This is a genomic window from Pseudomonas sp. (assembly GCF_002796985.1).
Classification (GTDB): domain Bacteria; phylum Pseudomonadota; class Gammaproteobacteria; order Pseudomonadales; family Pseudomonadaceae; genus Pseudomonas.
In genome coordinates this window covers 80,141-96,683 of sequence record NZ_PEKX01000003.1, presented here as the reverse complement: position 1 = coordinate 96,683, position 16,543 = coordinate 80,141, and the positions used below count along the sequence as shown (strand labels likewise).

Below are 16,543 nucleotides of genomic sequence, written 5' to 3'. Positions count from 1 at the left end.
TACAGGGGCAGCGCGTCAGCGCTTGAAATCCTCCGCGCTGTGCCGCTCCGGCAATGCATCATCGCCCCAGGTGCGGTTGACCCGCCGGCCACGCTGAACTGCCGGGCGCGCGGCGATTTCGTCGGTCCAGCGGCGCACATGGGTGTAGTTTTCGACGTCGAGGAACTCGGCCGCCTCATACACCTGGTTGTTCAGCAGCGCGCCGTACCAGGGCCAGATCGCCATGTCGGCGATGCTGTACTCGTCGCCCGCGATGTAACGGTTTTCGGCCAACTGGCGGTCGAGCACGTCGAGTTGGCGCTTGACCTCCATGGCGTAGCGGTTGATCGGGTACTCGTACTTCTCCGGCGCGTAGGCGTAGAAGTGGCCGAAGCCGCCGCCGAGGAAGGGCGCGCTGCCCATCTGCCAGAACAGCCAGTTCAAGGTCTCGGTGCGCTTGGCCAGGCCCCTGGGCAGGAAGTGACCGAATTTTTCCGCCAGGTGCAGCAGGATCGATCCGGACTCGAAGATGCGCAGCTCGGGCTTGACGCTGGTGTCCAGCAGGGCCGGAATCTTCGAATTCGGATTGATCTCGACGAAGCCGCTGCCGAACTGGTCGCCGTCGCTGATCCTGATCGGCCAGGCGTCGTACTCGGCTTCGGTTACACCCAGCTCCAGCAGTTCCTCGAGCAGGATGGTGACCTTCACGCCATTGGGTGTGGCCAGCGAATACAGCTGCAGCGGGTGCTTGCCGCGTGGCAACTGCTTGTCGTGGGTCGGGCCGGCGATGGGGCGGTTGATGCTGGCGAAGGCGCCGCCGTTGCTCTTGTCCCAGGTCCAGACGCGGGGGGGAGTGTAGGGTTCGTTCGCCATTTTGTGTTCTCACCTTGTGGGTTGAATGCAAGGGATGCTAACCGCACGGTTGCCGAGAGTGCGAGCTGAAGGTGCTGAGCCCGCGCTGAACCGGCCTAGGGCGCTTCGACTGCCTCGGGGCGAAAACTCACCACGCGGTTGCGCCCGCCGTTCTTCGCCTGGTACAGCGCGCTGTCGGCGGACTGCAGCAACTCCGCCCAGTCGGCAGGGCTGAACTGGGAAGTACTGGCGACGCCGATGCTCAAGGTGAGCACACCCAGCGGGCCGTACTCATGCGGTACGGCGAGGGCCTGCAGGCTGGCGCGGATGTGTTCGGCCAGCGTCAGGGCCTCGGCTTCCCCGCTGTCGCCCAGCAGCACGACGAATTCCTCGCCACCGAAACGCGCCGCGCAATCGGCCGGACGCCGCGTCCATTCGGCTATCACTTGCGCCACGGTCTTCAGGGCGGCGTCGCCGGCGGGGTGGCCGTAGTGGTCGTTGTAGGCCTTGAACTTGTCGATATCCATCAGCATTACCGCCAGCGCCGCGCCGCTGCGCTGGTAGCGCGACCACTCGTGGCTGGCGCGCAGGTCGAAGGCGCGGCGGTTGTTCAGGCCGGTCAGCGGGTCGGTGCTGGCGGCCAGCCGCAGCTCGGCTTCCTGGCGGTCGCGCTCGCGCATCTGGCGCAGGGCGAGCAGCGCGAGGCCGATGACCGCGCCGATCAGGGAGATGCCCAGCAGGCCGATCAGCCCTGCGCGCCAGTACCAGTCCTGATAGATCTCACGGGACGGCAGGGCGACGCCGAACACCAGCGGATAGCCCACCACCGGGCGGAAGTCGTGCCAGCGCTGTTCGCCATCGCTGCCGGTGTCGAAGAAGGTCTCCGCGCCGCTGCTGCGGTAGCGCTCGAAGGATCCGCTCAGGGGCGCGGCGGGCTCTGTTTCCGGCCAATGCGCCAGCAGGGTGCCGTCGCGCATGTGCAGGCTCACCGTGCCGCCTTCACCGAGATCGAGCCCGCTGAACAGCTGGCGGAAGTAGCTCAGTTCCAGGTTGGCGGCCACCACGCCGGCGAAGCTGCCGTCGGCGCGTTCCAGGCGTCGGCTCAGGGCGATGCTGCTCTCGGCGTGGCTGGAGGAGGGCAGGTAGGGATGGCTGAGGAAAATCGACTGGCCACCGGCCTCGCGCTGCGCCTGGAAATATTCACGGCCGGAGAGGTCGATGCGCGCGGGCACTTCCTTGCCGTAACTGAAGGTCGCCACGCCCTCGGCGTTGGCGATGAAGACCGAGCCCATGCCGCGCGTTGGCGCGGTGTAATCCTTGAGCAGCGAGTCGCGCACATCGGCGGACAGCGCGCGCACCTCGGGCTGCGCGTGGGCGTGGACCACCGCTTCCAGGGTCATGGCGTAGAGGTCGAGGTTGCGCTGGATATCGCGCTGCACCAGCAGGGCGATGTTATGGCCGTTGGTGCTGGCGACCTCGAGGGCATCGTGGCGCATTTCCAGGATGGCCCACAGCGACAGGGCGCTGATGGCGCTGGTCAGGCCCAGGCTGGCGAGGAGGACGGTAGTCGAACGGCGGATCGGCATGCGGTATCCAGACGAAGGCGCAAGTTGAGGCGGTCGCGCAGGTGCGCGTGCCTCAAGGCATATAGCAGCAATCCGCTGGGTTGTCCGGCGTGAAATGGAAGGTTTGTGCCGGGGGACACTGCCCTCACCCCGATGGGAGAGAGGGTTGGGGGCCGCTCAGAAACCCCGGAACGGGCCGGGGCGCCTGGCCGATGTGTCCGCGATTCGTGTGCAGGCCCTGCAAAGAAGGAAATGGCGGGTCGGCCCTTGAACAGTCCCACGCTGCGGCAGGGCAAAAAAAATGCTGCCTGAAACAGGCAGCATTCATGGGTCACGCACCTTTGGTGACTGAGTTCAGCCTAGCGGCGCGATATTAAGGTTTGGTGAACGTGCGCTCCTCGATAGGTAGCGAGCGCAGTCAGCATGAAGCAGCGTGGGCCGCAGCCGCTCCGTCTGCGGCTGCGGGTGGCTTAGCGGGCTCGTGGCGATGGGGCTACCCTGGCCGAATCGTGGCTCCCGCGAGATGAGCCTTGCCCGGAGCAGGGTGGTTTTCGACTCGCGGTTGGCGTGCACCTTGCGCTGGGCGCGATGCCTCGTTCAGCATGCCGGCCGCCTATTCGCCAAAAGACACACCGCCCATGCGCCGCCTGCCATCGCTCACCGCCCTGCGCACTTTTGAGTCCGCTGCCCGTCACGCGCATTTCGGCCGCGCTGCCGCTGAGCTGTGCGTCACCGACAGCGCGGTCAGCCACCAGATTCGCCAGTTGGAAGAACAGCTGGGAGTCGCACTGTTCGAGCGCCAGGGCCGTCAGGTGCAGCCCACGGCCCAGGCGCGCAGGTTGCTGCGCAGCCTGCAGCAGGCCTTCGAGTTGATTGGCACGGCGTGCGATGAACTGCGCGACCCCGGCTCCCAGGCGCAGCTGCATATCGCGGTGACGGTCGAGCTGGCACAGAAGTGGCTGGTCGGGCGGCTGGCGGACTTCGCCGAGCGTTACCCGGAGATCGTCCTGCATTTGCACGAACAGCCGCTGGAGGCACCGGGGCCCGCCGCCGAGATGGACCTGGCGATCACCTACGGCACCGGCCCGGTGGACGCCAGCAGCTACTTCGTGCGGCCGCTGCCGACCCTGCAGTTCTTCCCGGTATGCAGCCCCGGCCTGTTCAACCAGTCACCGCTCAAGCACCCGCGCGACCTGGCGCGCCACTGCCTGCTGCACGACGACCAGGATGGCAAGTCCTGGACCGCCTGGCTGACCACCCACGCCAGCGATATCCGCCCCGGCCGCCACGTCTACCTCGGCCACGCCGGGTTGACCATGGAGGCGGCGGTGCGCGGGCAGGGCGTGGCCATCGGCGACAACCTCACCAGCGCCGAGGACCTGGCCAGTGGCCGGCTGGTGCGCCCCTTCGCCGCGCAGATCACCTCGCTGGGGCAGTACGCGCTGGTCTGCGAGCGCCTGCGGCTGGAGAAGCCGGCGGTGGCGCACTTCATCGCGTGGATGACCGATCAGCTCAATGACATGTGATACCGGCGCTTCGTAGGAGCGGCCATCACTCCGGCAACGGCGCCTTGCGCGCCACCTGGCGCAGCGCCTGCTCGTAGTAGTCGGTGCTCTGTGCCCCGGAGATCAGCTGGCGGCCGTTGAGGATCACCGCCGGCACCGCGCGGATGCCATGGCTGGTGTAGAAGTCCTCCTCGGCCACCACCTCGTCGGCGTAGGCGTCGCTGTCGAGGATCTCCCGCGCCCGCACGGCGTCCAGGCCGACGCTGACGGCCACGTCCAGCAGCACTTCCGGGTCGCTCGGGTCGCGCCCCTCGCCGAAGTAGGCGTGCAGCAGTGCCTGCTTCAGGGCGATGTCGCGGTGCGATTCCCCCGCCCAGTGCAGCAGGCGGTGGGCATCGAAGGTGTTGTAGATGCGGCTGCGCTTCTTCAGGTCGAAATGTACGCCGACTTCCTCGCCTCTGGCGCGCAGGTTCTCCTGGTTGCGGGCGATGTCCTCGGCGCTACTGCCATACTTGCGCTGCAGGTGCTCCACCAGGTCTTCCCCTTCGGCGGGCATGTCGGCATTCAGCTCGAAGGGCTTGATGCGCAGTTCCACGGTCAGTTCGCCGTCCACCCGGCGGATGGCTGCCAGCAGGCCGTTGAGGCCGATGGCGCACCAGGGGCAGACCACGTCGGAGACGAAATCGAGGGTGATGGCGTCGCTCATGGGGCGAACTCCGGCAAATGGGCGAGCCTCCAGCATGGACCCGGATGGCCGTTGCAATCCAGTGGCGAGACGGCCGGGCCGGATTTCGCCATGCGGGCCGGCCTTCGATAGGGGGGGCGACGTCCCTGTCGCGATGGGGAAATCAGAAATCGACGGTCATCGACAGCTTCAGGGTGCGCGGGTCGCCCTGGGTCAGGTAGCCGCCGACGGTGGAGGCCCAGTAGGACGTGTTGGCGACGTTCTCCAGGTTGGCGCGCAGCGTCACGTCGCGCTCGTCCACCTTGAAGGCGTAGCGGGCGCCGAGGTCGAAGCGGGTCCAGGCGGGGATGCTCAGGTCGTTGGCCGCATCCAGGTACTGGCCGCCGGTGCGCAGCACGCGGCCGTTGATGGCAGCGCCCTGGAGGCCGGGGACGTCCCAGTCGGCGCCCAGGTTGTACTGGAAGGTCGGCACGCCCACGGCGCGGTTGCCGTCGGTCTTGCCGCCGGCGGTGTTCTTCAGCTCGGTGTCGATCCAGGTGCCGCCGGCCAGCAGGCGCAGGCCGTCGACCGGCTCGCCGAAGAGGTTCAGCTCGATGCCACGGTTCTCCTGCTCGCCATCGACGCTGAAGAGCTTCGAGTCCGGGTCGGTGGTGCTGAACGGCTGTTCGATGCGGTAGAAGGCCAGGTTGCCGCCGTAGCTGCCGAAGTCCAGCTTGGCGCCCACTTCCACCTGCTTGGAGCGGTTCGGCGCGAAGACTTCGCCGAAGTTCGAAGCGCTGCTGGGCGCGGTCGGGCCGGCGGCCAGGCCTTCGATGCGGTTGGCATAGAGCGACAGGTACTCGGTGGGCTTCACCACCAGGCCGTAGACCGGCGTGGTGATGGATTCGTCGTAACTGGCGGTGCGCTTGCCGACGTAGTTCCAGCCGTCGGTGCCGATGCTCTGGCGGCGCACGCCAACGGTCAGCAGCACGCGGTCATCGAGGAAGCCGAGGGTATCGGCGGCGGCCACGCTCTTGTTCAGCGTCTTGCCGACGATACCGGGGTCGCTGTAGTCGCCTCCGGCCAGGGTCGGCGCGGGTTTGGGCGTCTGCGCCGGGTGGTAGAGGTCAGTCGGGTAGCGCTTGGTGGTCATGGTGTAGGCGCTGCGCTGCTCGGCCCAGATGCCGGCGACGCTGAGGTTCATCTGGTGGCTGACGGGGCCGGTGGCGAAGTGGCCGTTGAGGCCGGCCATGGCGCTCTTGTTGTCCTCGTCGTGGGTGGCGTCCATCATGCCGCCGCCCGCGTTGCCGCTGTTGTCGTTGAGGGTCAGGGCCGAGTAGGCGCCGTTCTCGCGGGTGTGCTTGGCGCCACCGGAGAGGTAGGCCGTCCAGTTGTCGTTCAGGTCGTACTCGGCGCGGAACATGCCGAACGTGTCTTCGAGCTGCGAGTAGCTCCAGGACTGGCCGTAGTTGTGCTCGGCGTCCGGGGCGTGGGGGACGCTGGTGACGCCGCTGCCGACGTAGACCACCGGGCGGCCCTGGTTGATGCGCTGCTTCTGGTAGCCGAAGTCGGTGTTCAGGCGCAGGCGCTCGCCACGGTAGTCGAGGTGGATGGTGGCCAGCTTGTAACGCTGGTTCTCGTCGTCGACACCGGTCTCGCCCTCGCGCTGGGCCAGGTTGACCCGCGCGCCGAAGCGGTTGTCCTCGCCGAAGCGCTGGCCGAGGTCGAGGTGTTCGCCGATCTGGTTGTCGCTGCCATAACCCAGGGTCACGCTGCGGGTGGGCGTGTCCTCGGCGCGCTTGGTCTGCAGGTTGACCGCGCCGCCGATGCCGCTGCCGCTGGGCGTGACGCCGTTGATGAAGGCGTTGGGGCCCTTGAACAACTCGACGCGCTCCAGCGACTCGGTGCCGATGATCTGCCGCGGGGTGACGCCGTACAGGCCGTTGAGCGAAACGTCGTCAGTGCTCAGCGGCAGACCGCGGATGACGAAGATCTGCGAGAAGTTGCCGTAGCCGTTGCCCTGGCGCACCGAGGCGTCGTTGAGCAGCACGTCGCCGACGGTCTGCGCCTGCTGGTCCTGAATGGTCTTGGCGGTGTAGCTGGCGAAGCTGAAGGGCACGTCCTGGATGTCCTGGTTGCCCAGCATGCCTAACTGCGCGCCACGGGCGACCTGGCCGCCGGCGTAGGCGGGCGGCAGTTCACCGGGCTGCTGCACGGTGCCGCTGACGGTGGTGGCGTCCATCTCCAGCGCACCGTTGTCGTCCGGCGCGGCTTCCACACCGTAGCCGCTGCTCTTGCGCACCAGCCGGTAGCCGCTGCCGTCGAGCAACTGCTCCAGGCCCTGCTCGGGCGCGAAGCTGCCTTTGAGGCCCGCGCTCTGCTGACGGTTCAGCGCCTGCGCCTCGAACGCCAGCGGCACGCCAGCCTGGGCGGCGAAGCGCGCCAGCACCTCGCCCAGCGGACCGGGAGCGATGTCGTACTGGCGCTGCTGGCTGGCGGCTTCGGTAGCCAGGCCGGGCAGCACGACGCCGCCGGTCAGGGCCAGGCCGACGGCCAGGGCAAGGGAGTGCGGGCGAAGGCGGGAGCGGAGGAGCATGGAGTGTTCCTGTCGGCAAATAGAGGGTGTCTTCCTCTTCACCGGGCGAAGTCGAAAAAGGTGTCAGGGATGGGCGAAAAATTATTCAGGCGGTGAATCTTCCAGGAGCGCCCCATGGGTGCGATCGCGGGCATCGCTGCCTTTGTAGGATGGCGTGGAGCGCAGCGATACCCATCGATCCGTGCAAAGACAGCAGGGGTATCGCTTAGGCTCCACCCATCCTACGAAGGTACTCATGGCAAGGACGGTCGGCAGTTCGCAGGGCGCATAACGCGCCAGCGTTATCCGCCACGAGCGGGCCGGCGGATAACCTGTTCCAGGTTATGCGCCCTACACCGGTCGTTCACGCCGGCTCCACCGTGACCCAATACCGCGTCATCCGCCGCAGCTTCACCGGCAGCATGTCGACCAGCAGCGCGAGGCCGGCGTCGCTGTCGCCCAGCGGGATCGCGCCGGTCACGCGCAGGTTGGCCAGGCGCGGATCGCAGCGCAGGAAGCCGCTGCGGTAGCGGCTCAGCTCGCCCAGCAGGTCATCCAGGCGCATGCCCTGGGCCAGCAGCATGCCGTTCTCCCAGGCGCTGGCGTTGGCGTCCGCCGTCTGCAGCGACTGGAAGCCCTGCGCGCCGAACAGCAGTTGCTGGCCGGCGCCGACCATCTGGCTCGCATAACCCGGCAGTTCGACGCTAACCTCCCTGTCGAGCACCGCAACTCGGCAGGCATCGCCCAGGTCGCGCAGGCTGAAGCGTGCGGCCGGGGTGCGCAGCCGGCCGTGGCGACTGTCGACGAGGAAGGGGCGCGGGTCGGGCAGGGCGTCGACGAGGATTTCGCCTTCGAGCAGGCTCAGCCGCCGCTCGCGGGCGTTGAAGGCCACGTTCACTGCGCTGTCGGTGTTCAGGGTGATCTGGCTGCCGTCCGGCAAGCGCAGGTGCTTGCGCTCGCCCACGGCGGTGCGCAGGTCGGCGTTCCATTCCGCCCAGGGCAGCTGCCGCGCTGCCAGCCAGGCAGCCGGGGCCACGGCCATCAGCACGCCCAGGCGGTTGAGCATCTGCCGGCGGCTCAGGCCGCTGCGTTGCAGACTCTGCCGGCCGACGCCCGCAGGCAGCTGGCGCAAGCCACCGAACAGCGCTTCGGCGCGGCGCCAGGCTTCGGCGTGCTGGGCGCTGCGCGCGCGCCATTGTTCGATGGCCTGCAGGTCGGCGCTGCTGGCGGGGTGTTCGTTGAGGCGTACCAGCCAGTCGGCGGCTTCGCCGAGGATGCCGGGGTCCAGCGCTTGCTCGCTCATCAGGCGACGCTCAGGCAGGCGACGAAACCGGCGCGCAGGTAGCGCTTCACGCTGGCCAGGGAAATGCCCAGGCGTTCGGCGATCACCGGGTAGGTCAGGCCGTCCAGTTGCGACAGCAGGAAGGCCTCGCGGGTCAGCGCCGGCAGGTCGCTCAGCGCGGCGTCGATGCGCTCCAGCGCTTCGAGGATCAGCTCGCGGGTTTCCGGGCCGGGCGCCAGTTCTTCGGGCAGCGCGGCGACGCTTTCCAGGTAGGCACGTTCGATTTCCTGGCGCCGCCAGCGGTCCACCAGCAGGCCCTTGGCGATGTGGGTGAGGAGGGCGCGCGGGCGTTCGCCGAGGTCTTCCAGTGGCCTTCGCAGCAGACGCAGGAAGGTGTCATGGGCCAGGTCGGCGGCATCCCAGGCGTTGCCCAGCTTGCCGCGCAGCCAGTGCTGCAGCCAGCCGTGGTGCTCGTGGTAGAGAGTGTGCAGATGCTGCGGGGGCGGGGTTTCGACGAGGGCCACAGTGCGTGCGTCAGATTTTCATTTGAGAATGACTATCATTTTATGGTTTTCCTACGCGTCAGCGCAATGGCACTGCCGCGCAGCCGGTCGGACGACACCCACTGCGACGGCCCGACACTGGAATTGCCACGAAGACGCGCTACCTTGAGCCTGTTGCGCTCAGAAATTTCTGACGCTGCACTTCCTCTCGCCGTCCCCGCGCAGGCAACGGACCCGCAGCTGCAGGCCCGGCAGTCAACCAGCAGAAACGGAGCACGCCATGGCTCGCACCACGCCCATCGAGCTTTACCGCAACATCGGCATCGTCGCCCACGTCGACGCCGGCAAGACCACGACGACCGAGCGCATCCTTTTCTACACCGGTGTGAACCACAAGATGGGCGAGGTGCACGACGGCGCGGCGACCATGGACTGGATGGTGCAGGAACAGGAGCGCGGCATCACCATCACCTCGGCGGCCACCACGGCGTTCTGGCAGGGCTCCACCAAGCAGTACGACCACAAGTTCCGCTTCAACATCATCGACACCCCCGGCCACGTGGACTTCACCATCGAGGTGGAGCGCTCGCTGCGCGTGCTCGACGGCGCAGTGGTGGTGTTCAGCGGCGCCGATGGCGTCGAGCCGCAGTCCGAGACGGTCTGGCGCCAGGCCAACAAGTACCACGTGCCGCGCCTGGCCTACGTGAACAAGATGGACCGCCAGGGCGCCGACTTCCTCCGCGTCGTGGCGCAGATCAAACAGCGCCTGGGCCATACCCCGGTGCCGATCCAGCTGGCCATCGGCTCGGAGGAAACCTTCGCCGGGCAGATCGACCTGGTGAAGATGAAGGCCATCGTCTGGAACGATGCCGATCAGGGCACCAGCTACACCGAGGAAGCGATCCCCGCCGAGTTGCAGGCGCTGGCGGAGGAGTGGCGCGCGCACATGATCGAAGCCGCCGCCGAAGCCAACGACGAGCTGATGAACAAGTACCTCGAAGGCCAGGAGCTGACCGTCGAAGAGATCAAGGCCGGCCTGCGTCAGCGCACCCTGGCCAACGAGATCGTCCCGGCGGTGCTCGGCTCCTCGTTCAAGAACAAGGGCGTGCCGCTGGTGCTCGACGCAGTGATCGACTACCTGCCGGCGCCTTCGGAAATCCCCGCGATCAATGGCACCCACCCCGACGATGAAGAGAAGCACCTGGAGCGCCACGCCGACGACAGCGAGCCGTTCTCCGCGCTGGCGTTCAAGATCGCTACCGACCCCTTCGTCGGTACCCTGACTTTTGCCCGAGTCTATTCCGGCGTGCTCAGCAGCGGCGACGCCGTGCTCAACTCGGTGAAGATCAAGAAGGAACGCGTCGGGCGGATGGTGCAGATGCACGCCAACCAGCGCGAGGAGATCAAGGAAGTGCGCGCCGGCGATATCGCCGCGCTGATCGGCATGAAGGACGTCACCACCGGCGACACCCTGTGCGCCATCGACAAGCCGATCATCCTCGAACGCATGGACTTCCCCGATCCGGTGATTTCCGTGGCCGTGGAACCCAAGACCAAGGCCGACCAGGAAAAAATGGGCATCGCCTTGTCCAAGCTGGCCCAGGAAGACCCGTCATTCCGTGTAAAGACCGACGAGGAAACCGGGCAGACCATCATTTCCGGCATGGGTGAACTGCACCTGGACATCATCGTCGACCGCATGCGCCGCGAGTTCAACGTCGAGGCCAACATCGGCAAGCCGCAGGTGGCCTACCGCGAGGCGATCCGCAAGAAGTGCGAGATCGAAGGCAAGTTCGTCCGCCAGTCCGGCGGCCGTGGCCAGTTCGGCCATTGCTGGATTCGCTTCGAGCCGGGCGACGAGGGCAAGGATGGGCTGGAGTTCGTCAACGAGGTGGTCGGCGGCGTGATCCCGCGCGAGTTCATCCCGGCGATCCAGAAGGGCATCGAGGAACAGATGCAGAACGGCGTGCTCGCCGGCTACCCGCTGATCGGCCTGAAGGCCTCGGTGTTCGACGGCTCCTACCACGACGTCGACTCCAGCGAGATGGCGTTCAAGATCGCCGCCTCCATGGCCACCAAACAGCTCTCGCAGAAGGGCGGCGCGGTGCTGCTGGAGCCGGTGATGAAGGTCGAGGTGGTGACGCCGGAGGACTACATGGGCGACGTGATGGGCGACCTGAACCGCCGGCGCGGGCTGATCCAGGGCATGGAAGACACGCCAGCGGGCAAGGTGATCCGCGCCGAGGTGCCGCTGGGCGAGATGTTCGGTTATGCCACGGATGTGCGTTCGATGTCCCAGGGGCGGGCGAGCTACTCGATGGAGTTCACCAAGTACGCCGAGGCGCCGGCGAACATTGCCGAGGCGATCATCAAGAAGTCCCACGGCTGATCGTCCAGCCAGAGCCAGCAACGGCGCCCGCGGGCGCCGTTCTCTTTGGTGGAGCCCGGCGATGGCGCTTTTCGCAGGGCGCATAACGCGCCAGCGTTATCCGCCGGGAATGGCGGATAACCTGTTCCAGGTTATGCGCCCTACGGTGCTGAACCCACAACGGTGCCCAAGAGCGTCGGTGCTTTTGATCTTCGTAGGAGCGAGCTTGCTCGCGAACCGCTTGGCTCCGGAGCCCCGGCAGATGGGTTCGCGAGCAAGCTCGCTCCTACAGGCAGTGCCGGCGCGCGGCGTGGAGTGCAAAGCGTCGGCGCCCGATCACTCCGCCAACGGCAGCTCGAAACAGAACATCGCCCCGCACGGCTCGACGTTCTCCGCCCAGATGTCCCCGCGGTGCCGCGAAACGATGCTCTGGCACAGCGCCAACCCAATGCCGTTGCCGCTCACTTTCGAGGTGAAGAAACCATCGAACAACCGTTCCCTGGCCCCGGCATCAATGCCCCGGCCCTGGTCGAGGACTGACAACCGCGCGCTGTTCCCTTCGCTAGAAGTGCGGATGCGCAGCAGGCGGCGGTCTTCGGGGAGGTTGAGCATCTCCTCGATGGCGTTGAAGGCGAGGTTGAGGATCACCTGGCCGACCAGCACTTTCTCGCAACTCACCCACAGCGGTTCGTCGCAGCGCTCAAGCTCAACCCGCACGTTGCTCGGCTGGGCCTTGAGGCTGATGAAATAGAGCGTCTCGCCAAGCAGTTCGTTGAGGTCGATGCGCTGTTCGGCCTGCTCCAGCTTCACCACGTATTCGCGCACGCTCTTGATGATCAGCGAGGCGTGCTCGATCTGCCGCACGGCGCTGTCCAGGCCCCAGGCGGCGGAGGCTTCGGTCTTCTGCTCGCGGTCCAGACGGATCAGCGCACCCTCGATGAAGTTGCGCGTGGCCGCCAGCGGCTGGCTGAGTTCGTGGGCGATCGCCAGGGCCATTTCACCCATGGCGTTGTAGCGCGCCAGGTACTCCAGCTTCTGGTCGCTCTGGCGTTGTGCCTGGGCCGCGCGCACCTGATCGGTGACGTCGCGGAACAGCAGCAGGTGGCCGACCAGGTCGTCCTCGATCTCGATGTAGCGGCAGGTCGCATGGTGCCAGCGCCATTCGCCGTCCAGGCGTTGCAACTGGTAGCTGACCGAGTACGGCTCGCGGCTCGGCGGCTGCATGGCGAGGTGATGCAGCAGGCGCGGGCGCGTGGTGGTGTCGCAGCGGTCGAGGAAGTTGTGCGCCATCCAGTCGTCCTGGCTGCCGCCCAGCAGGGGCAGGGCAGACTCGCTGAGGAAGCGCAGCTTGCCGTCCGCATCCAGCACCGCCACGCCTTCGGCGAGGTCCTGCATGAAGGCCTTCAGGCGGCTCTCGAAACGCTGCAGGTCGCGCTCGACTTGCTTCTCCTTCGAGATATCGCGGAACTGCACCATCAGCACGTCGCGCTCCTGCAGGTGGACGCGGGTGGCGACGGCTTCGGAAAGAATCTCCACGCCCTGCTTGGAGCGGTAGCACCACTCGATGGTGCGCTGGCCGGTGCGCGCCGCGCCTTCCAGCCAGCGCAGGCCGACCGAGCGGCGGTACTGCGGGGCCTTGGCGGTCATGTCCGGGGCCTTCAGCGGCACCAGCTCTTCCAGGGTGAAGCCGAGCACGGCGAGGGCGGCGTTGTTCGCCCAGAGGATTTCCTTGGTCTGCGCATCGTGGAGGATCACGCACAGCGGCATGGCCTGCAGCAGGGTGAGGAAGTCGTCGGGCTTGGGCTGGAACATCGAACGCGCTCTCGGAGGCAGGTGCTGTCTTTATACCGCGCAGCGTAGCGCGATGGGACTGCGGAGTAACCCGGCGCCGACTAGGGGATTTCTTTAGGCATGGGGCTGCACGCACCAATAGTTGGGCGTGCACGGCGGTTCATACACTGGCCCCAACGACGACCGACCCGCATCGAACGGGCCGGCCCTACAAGAACAACCGGAGATGACGCCATGCTGCGTGCCGCCCTCGCCGAACCGCTCGATGCGGACGGCCGTGCCCTCGAATTCCAGCGTGTACTGGATGAAGTCCGCCAGCGCCGCGAGGAGTTCGACAGCCACTCCCACGTGCCGCGCGACATGATCGAACGCTTCCGCGATGTCGGCATCTACCGCGCCGCGACGCCGCGCTGCTTCGGTGGCGACGCACTGCCGCCAGCCCAGTTCCTGCGCCTGATCGAGCGCATCGCCGAGGCCGACGGTTCCGCCGGCTGGGTTGCCAGCTTTGGCAGCGCCAGCACTTACCTCAGCGCGCTGCCCCGCCATACCCAAGCCGAACTTTATGCCGACGGCCCGGACCTGGTGTTCGCTGGCGGCCTGTTCCCGATCCAGCCGGCCACGCAAGTGGAAGGCGGCTGGCGGGTCAGCGGCACCTGGAAGTTCGCCAGCGGCTGCAAGGGCGCCGACGTGCTCGGCGTCGGCATCGGCATCGGTGGCCCCGGCGGCAAGCCGCGCACCGCAGTGCTGCGCGCCAGGGACGTGGAGATCGTCGAGAACTGGAACGTGGTCGGCCTCAAGGGCACCGGCAGCCACGACCTGAAGCTGGACAACGCCTTCGTCGCGGACGACTGGACCTTCATCCGTGGCGGCGAATCCAACATCGACGAGCCGCTGTACCGCTACCCGACCATCGCCTACGCCGCCCAGGTGCTCGCCGTGGTCAACCTCGGCCTGGCCCGCGCGGCGCTGGACGAGATCACCCGCATGGCCTCCTCCAGCGGTGTGACCGGCGCGCCCAAGCTCGGCGACCGCGCCTACGTGCGCATCGAGATTGGCAAGGCCGAAGCCGAACTGCAGGCCGCGCGCGGCTTCTTCTATGACGCCACCGAGGCCGTCTGGGAATCCATCCTGGCCGGCGATGCGGTGAGCCCCGAACAGGTCAGCCAGCTGCGCCTGTCCGCCGTGCACGTGTCCCGCGCCGGCGCCGACGTGGTGCGCCGCGCCTACACCCTGGCCGGTACCACGGCGATCTATATGCACCACCCACTGCAGCGCTACCTGCGCGACGCCATGGTGGTCACCCAGCACGCCTTCCTCAGCGATGGCATGTACGACGGCGCCGGCGCGGTGCTGCTCGATGTGCCGCCGTTCCCCGGATACATCTGATTCAACCCTATAAGAACAAGGACTCGACACATGACCCGTCCCACCACCGAACCCTTGCGCGTACTGTTCTGCATCGGCATCGCCCAGCCGTTCTTCGACCTGCCCACCGGTGAAGGCATCACCGTGTGGAAGGGCTTCTCGCAGATGATGGGCGACCTCGGCGCGCTGCCGGGGATGAACGTGCTCGGCGTGCTGGATGACGACCGCCTGATGGTCGGCCCGTCCACCACCTCGCCGTGGACCGTCTACATCATGGCCGACGTCGACTGCCACCAGACCGTGATCGACGCCTGCAACCTGTTCCGCACCACCCCGGTGGGCGAGTACAGCCTGTGGAAGTACGCCAAGGTCGAGGCGCGCATCGGCCGCCCGCTGACCATCCCTGAAGCCGCGCGGACCTGAGCCATGAGCAGCCTGAGCATGGCCGAACTGAACCGCCGCCTGGAGGCCCTCGAAGGGGAGAGCCAGGTGCGTCGGCTGATGGCCCGCTACATGGACCTCTGCGATGTGCCGCACGCGCCGGTGGCGATGAGCGAGCTGGCCGAGCTGTTCAGCGAGGACGCGGTATGGGAGGGCATTGGCTCATCCACCGCGCAAACCTTCGGCCATCACCAGGGCCGCGAGGCGATTGCGGCGTTCGTCTTCGGCTACCTGCCGCCGTCGCCGCACTTCACGCTGAACCTGCACTTCCTCACCAGCGAGTCGATCCGTGTCAACGGCCGCACCGCGCGCGGGCAATGGATCATGCAGCAGCTTTCGACCTACGCCGAGGGCCACACCGAGCTGTTCGGCACGCGCCTGGACATCGATTTCCGCGAGATCGACGGGCACTGGCAGATCAGCCACTTCCGTACCCAGCGCCTGTCGCAGCGCCTGCTGGGTAGAGCAGAGGAGAGCCGCCCATGAGCACCTTCGTCAGCGAATTCCTCCTGGGCCACAACGATAACGGCAACGGCAAGCGCGTCGCGGTCAAGGACAGCATCGACATCGCCGGCTACCCGACCCGTTGCGGCACCCGCGCGCTGGCCGATGCCGCGCCAGCCGAGCGCAACGCCTTCGTGGTCGACGCCGTGCTGAACGCCGGCTGGCAGATCGTCGGCAAGACCAACCTTCACGAACTGGCCTTCGGCGTCACCGGCATCAACGACTGGACCGGCACGCCGATCAACCCGATGGCGCCCGACCGTGTGCCGGGTGGCTCGTCCAGCGGCTCCGCGTCCGCCGTGGCGGCGGGGCTGGCGGACATCGCCCTGGGCACCGACACCGGCGGCTCGATCCGCGTACCGGCGGCCTGCTGCGGCATCGCCGGGCTGAAGCCGACTTTCGGCCGGGTCAGCCGTGACGGCGTGCACCCGGCGCAGAGCAGCCTGGATTGCGTCGGCCCGTTCGCGGCCAGCATGGCCGACCTGATCGCCGCCATGCAGGTCATCTGCCCCGGCTTCGGCGAGGTTCGGATGCCGGGCGAGGGTGCCCGTGTGGCCTTCCTCGAAGTACCGTCGGCGCCGCACATCCAGGCTTGCCTGGGCGCCGCCGCCGATCGCGCCGGCTGGCGCCGCAGCCACCTGTTCCTCGGTGAATTCGAGGCGGCCTTCCAGGCCGGGCTGGTGGTGATCAACCACGAGAACTGGGCCGCTTATGCGGCGCTGACCGGCAAGGGCCTGATCGGCGCCGACGTCGAGCAGCGCCTGCTGCTGGCCAGCCGCACCACAGACGCCGAGCGCGCCGAGGCGGAGAAGGTGCGCGACGGTTTCACCCGCGCCATCGATGCCGCGCTGGAGGACTTTGAAGTGCTCTTGCTGCCGACCATGCCCGACCTGCCGCCGCTGCTCAGCGATGCGCGCAACGGCAAGTCCGTGGCCGGCATGACGCCCCTGGTACGGCCTTTCAACCTGAGCGGACACCCGGCGCTGACCGTGCCGGTGGACCTGGATTGCGGCGGGCTGAAAGTCGGCCTGCAGATCGTCGGCCGCCAGGGCGACGACGAACGTGTGTGCGCCTTCGGCGCGCAACTCGAACACAGCCTGGCTGCCACGCGGCCTGCGCAAAAACATAAGAAATCGGCATGAGGAGAGG

The 16,543-nt window shown here is 67.3% G+C and carries 13 protein-coding genes; 6 read left to right on the top strand and 7 right to left on the bottom strand.

The window, feature by feature from the left end; translation table 11 throughout:
* Positions 1-15: 15 nt before the first annotated feature.
* On the bottom strand, positions 16-852 hold the full coding sequence (gene yghU, locus CTR55_RS02905; RefSeq protein WP_296284043.1) for a glutathione-dependent disulfide-bond oxidoreductase: 837 nt from the start codon (positions 850-852) through the stop codon (positions 16-18).
* 95 nt (positions 853-947) lie between these two features.
* Positions 948-2,417 (bottom strand): sensor domain-containing diguanylate cyclase, encoded by a 1,470-nt coding sequence (locus CTR55_RS02900; RefSeq protein WP_296284042.1) that lies wholly within the window; start codon positions 2,415-2,417, stop codon positions 948-950.
* Between the two features lie 617 nt (positions 2,418-3,034).
* Between CTR55_RS02900 and CTR55_RS02895 the strand changes: the two genes are divergently transcribed.
* Positions 3,035-3,922 carry a LysR substrate-binding domain-containing protein gene (locus CTR55_RS02895; RefSeq protein WP_296284041.1) on the top strand — a complete coding sequence of 296 codons (888 nt, stop codon included), beginning with the start codon at positions 3,035-3,037 and terminating at the stop codon, positions 3,920-3,922.
* A 25-nt stretch (positions 3,923-3,947) separates the two neighbouring features.
* On the opposite strand, the gene CTR55_RS02890 is transcribed toward CTR55_RS02895, so the two are convergent.
* The 4 genes from CTR55_RS02890 to CTR55_RS02875 all read right to left on the bottom strand — a co-directional run bounded on the left by CTR55_RS02890 (position 3,948) and on the right by CTR55_RS02875 (position 8,946).
* Positions 3,948-4,607: a DsbA family oxidoreductase gene (locus CTR55_RS02890; RefSeq protein WP_296284040.1), complete on the bottom strand. Its 660-nt coding sequence runs from the start codon at positions 4,605-4,607 to the stop codon at positions 3,948-3,950.
* Between the two features lie 142 nt (positions 4,608-4,749).
* Positions 4,750-7,161 (bottom strand): TonB-dependent receptor, encoded by a 2,412-nt coding sequence (locus CTR55_RS02885; RefSeq protein WP_296284039.1) that lies wholly within the window; start codon positions 7,159-7,161, stop codon positions 4,750-4,752.
* 343 nt (positions 7,162-7,504) lie between these two features.
* A complete protein-coding gene (locus CTR55_RS02880; RefSeq protein WP_296284038.1) occupies positions 7,505-8,443 on the bottom strand; it encodes a FecR domain-containing protein in 939 nt (312 codons plus the stop codon).
* Positions 8,443-8,946: a sigma-70 family RNA polymerase sigma factor gene (locus CTR55_RS02875; protein WP_296284037.1), complete on the bottom strand. Its 504-nt coding sequence runs from the start codon at positions 8,944-8,946 to the stop codon at positions 8,443-8,445. Before CTR55_RS02875 ends, CTR55_RS02880 begins: the two co-directional genes overlap by 1 nt.
* Before the next feature lie 259 nt (positions 8,947-9,205).
* Here CTR55_RS02875 and fusA point away from each other — a divergent pair, with 259 nt between their 5' ends.
* Positions 9,206-11,314 carry an elongation factor G gene (gene fusA, locus CTR55_RS02870; RefSeq protein WP_296284036.1) on the top strand — a complete coding sequence of 703 codons (2,109 nt, stop codon included), beginning with the start codon at positions 9,206-9,208 and terminating at the stop codon, positions 11,312-11,314.
* A gap of 315 nt (positions 11,315-11,629) precedes the next feature.
* Here the strand turns inward: fusA and CTR55_RS02865 are convergent, their stop codons facing one another.
* On the bottom strand, positions 11,630-13,105 hold the full coding sequence (locus tag CTR55_RS02865) for an ATP-binding protein (RefSeq protein WP_296284035.1): 1,476 nt from the start codon (positions 13,103-13,105) through the stop codon (positions 11,630-11,632).
* 213 nt (positions 13,106-13,318) lie between these two features.
* Between CTR55_RS02865 and CTR55_RS02860 the strand changes: the two genes are divergently transcribed.
* The 4 genes from CTR55_RS02860 to CTR55_RS02845 are packed head-to-tail and all read left to right on the top strand — an operon-like array spanning position 13,319 to position 16,536.
* Complete coding sequence (locus CTR55_RS02860; RefSeq protein ID WP_296284034.1) at positions 13,319-14,470, top strand: acyl-CoA dehydrogenase family protein; 1,152 nt, start codon at positions 13,319-13,321, stop codon at positions 14,468-14,470.
* 30 nt (positions 14,471-14,500) lie between these two features.
* Positions 14,501-14,872 (top strand): hypothetical protein, encoded by a 372-nt coding sequence (locus CTR55_RS02855; RefSeq protein ID WP_045207771.1) that lies wholly within the window; start codon positions 14,501-14,503, stop codon positions 14,870-14,872.
* 18 nt (positions 14,873-14,890) lie between these two features.
* Complete coding sequence (locus CTR55_RS02850; RefSeq protein ID WP_296284087.1) at positions 14,891-15,376, top strand: nuclear transport factor 2 family protein; 486 nt, start codon at positions 14,891-14,893, stop codon at positions 15,374-15,376.
* A complete protein-coding gene (locus tag CTR55_RS02845; RefSeq protein WP_296284033.1) occupies positions 15,373-16,536 on the top strand; it encodes an amidase in 1,164 nt (387 codons plus the stop codon). Before CTR55_RS02850 ends, CTR55_RS02845 begins: the two co-directional genes overlap by 4 nt.
* The last annotated feature ends 7 nt before the right edge of the window (positions 16,537-16,543 follow it).

Bases quoted from the DNA above. Each gene is read 5' to 3' on its own strand.
- CTR55_RS02880 (WP_296284038.1), bottom strand. From the start codon at position 8,443: ATGAGCGAGCAAGCGCTGGACCCCGGCATCCTCGGCGAAGCCGCCGAC.
- CTR55_RS02850 (WP_296284087.1), top strand. From the start codon at position 14,891: ATGGCCGAACTGAACCGCCGCCTGGAGGCCCTCGAAGGGGAGAGCCAG.
- CTR55_RS02885 (WP_296284039.1), bottom strand. From the start codon at position 7,161: ATGCTCCTCCGCTCCCGCCTTCGCCCGCACTCCCTTGCCCTGGCCGTC.
- fusA (WP_296284036.1), top strand. From the start codon at position 9,206: ATGGCTCGCACCACGCCCATCGAGCTTTACCGCAACATCGGCATCGTC.
- CTR55_RS02855 (WP_045207771.1), top strand. From the start codon at position 14,501: ATGACCCGTCCCACCACCGAACCCTTGCGCGTACTGTTCTGCATCGGC.
- CTR55_RS02845 (WP_296284033.1), top strand. From the start codon at position 15,373: ATGAGCACCTTCGTCAGCGAATTCCTCCTGGGCCACAACGATAACGGC.
- CTR55_RS02865 (WP_296284035.1), bottom strand. From the start codon at position 13,105: ATGTTCCAGCCCAAGCCCGACGACTTCCTCACCCTGCTGCAGGCCATG.
- yghU (WP_296284043.1), bottom strand. From the start codon at position 852: ATGGCGAACGAACCCTACACTCCCCCCCGCGTCTGGACCTGGGACAAG.
- CTR55_RS02860 (WP_296284034.1), top strand. From the start codon at position 13,319: ATGCTGCGTGCCGCCCTCGCCGAACCGCTCGATGCGGACGGCCGTGCC.
- CTR55_RS02895 (WP_296284041.1), top strand. From the start codon at position 3,035: ATGCGCCGCCTGCCATCGCTCACCGCCCTGCGCACTTTTGAGTCCGCT.
- CTR55_RS02890 (WP_296284040.1), bottom strand. From the start codon at position 4,607: ATGAGCGACGCCATCACCCTCGATTTCGTCTCCGACGTGGTCTGCCCC.
- CTR55_RS02900 (WP_296284042.1), bottom strand. From the start codon at position 2,417: ATGCCGATCCGCCGTTCGACTACCGTCCTCCTCGCCAGCCTGGGCCTG.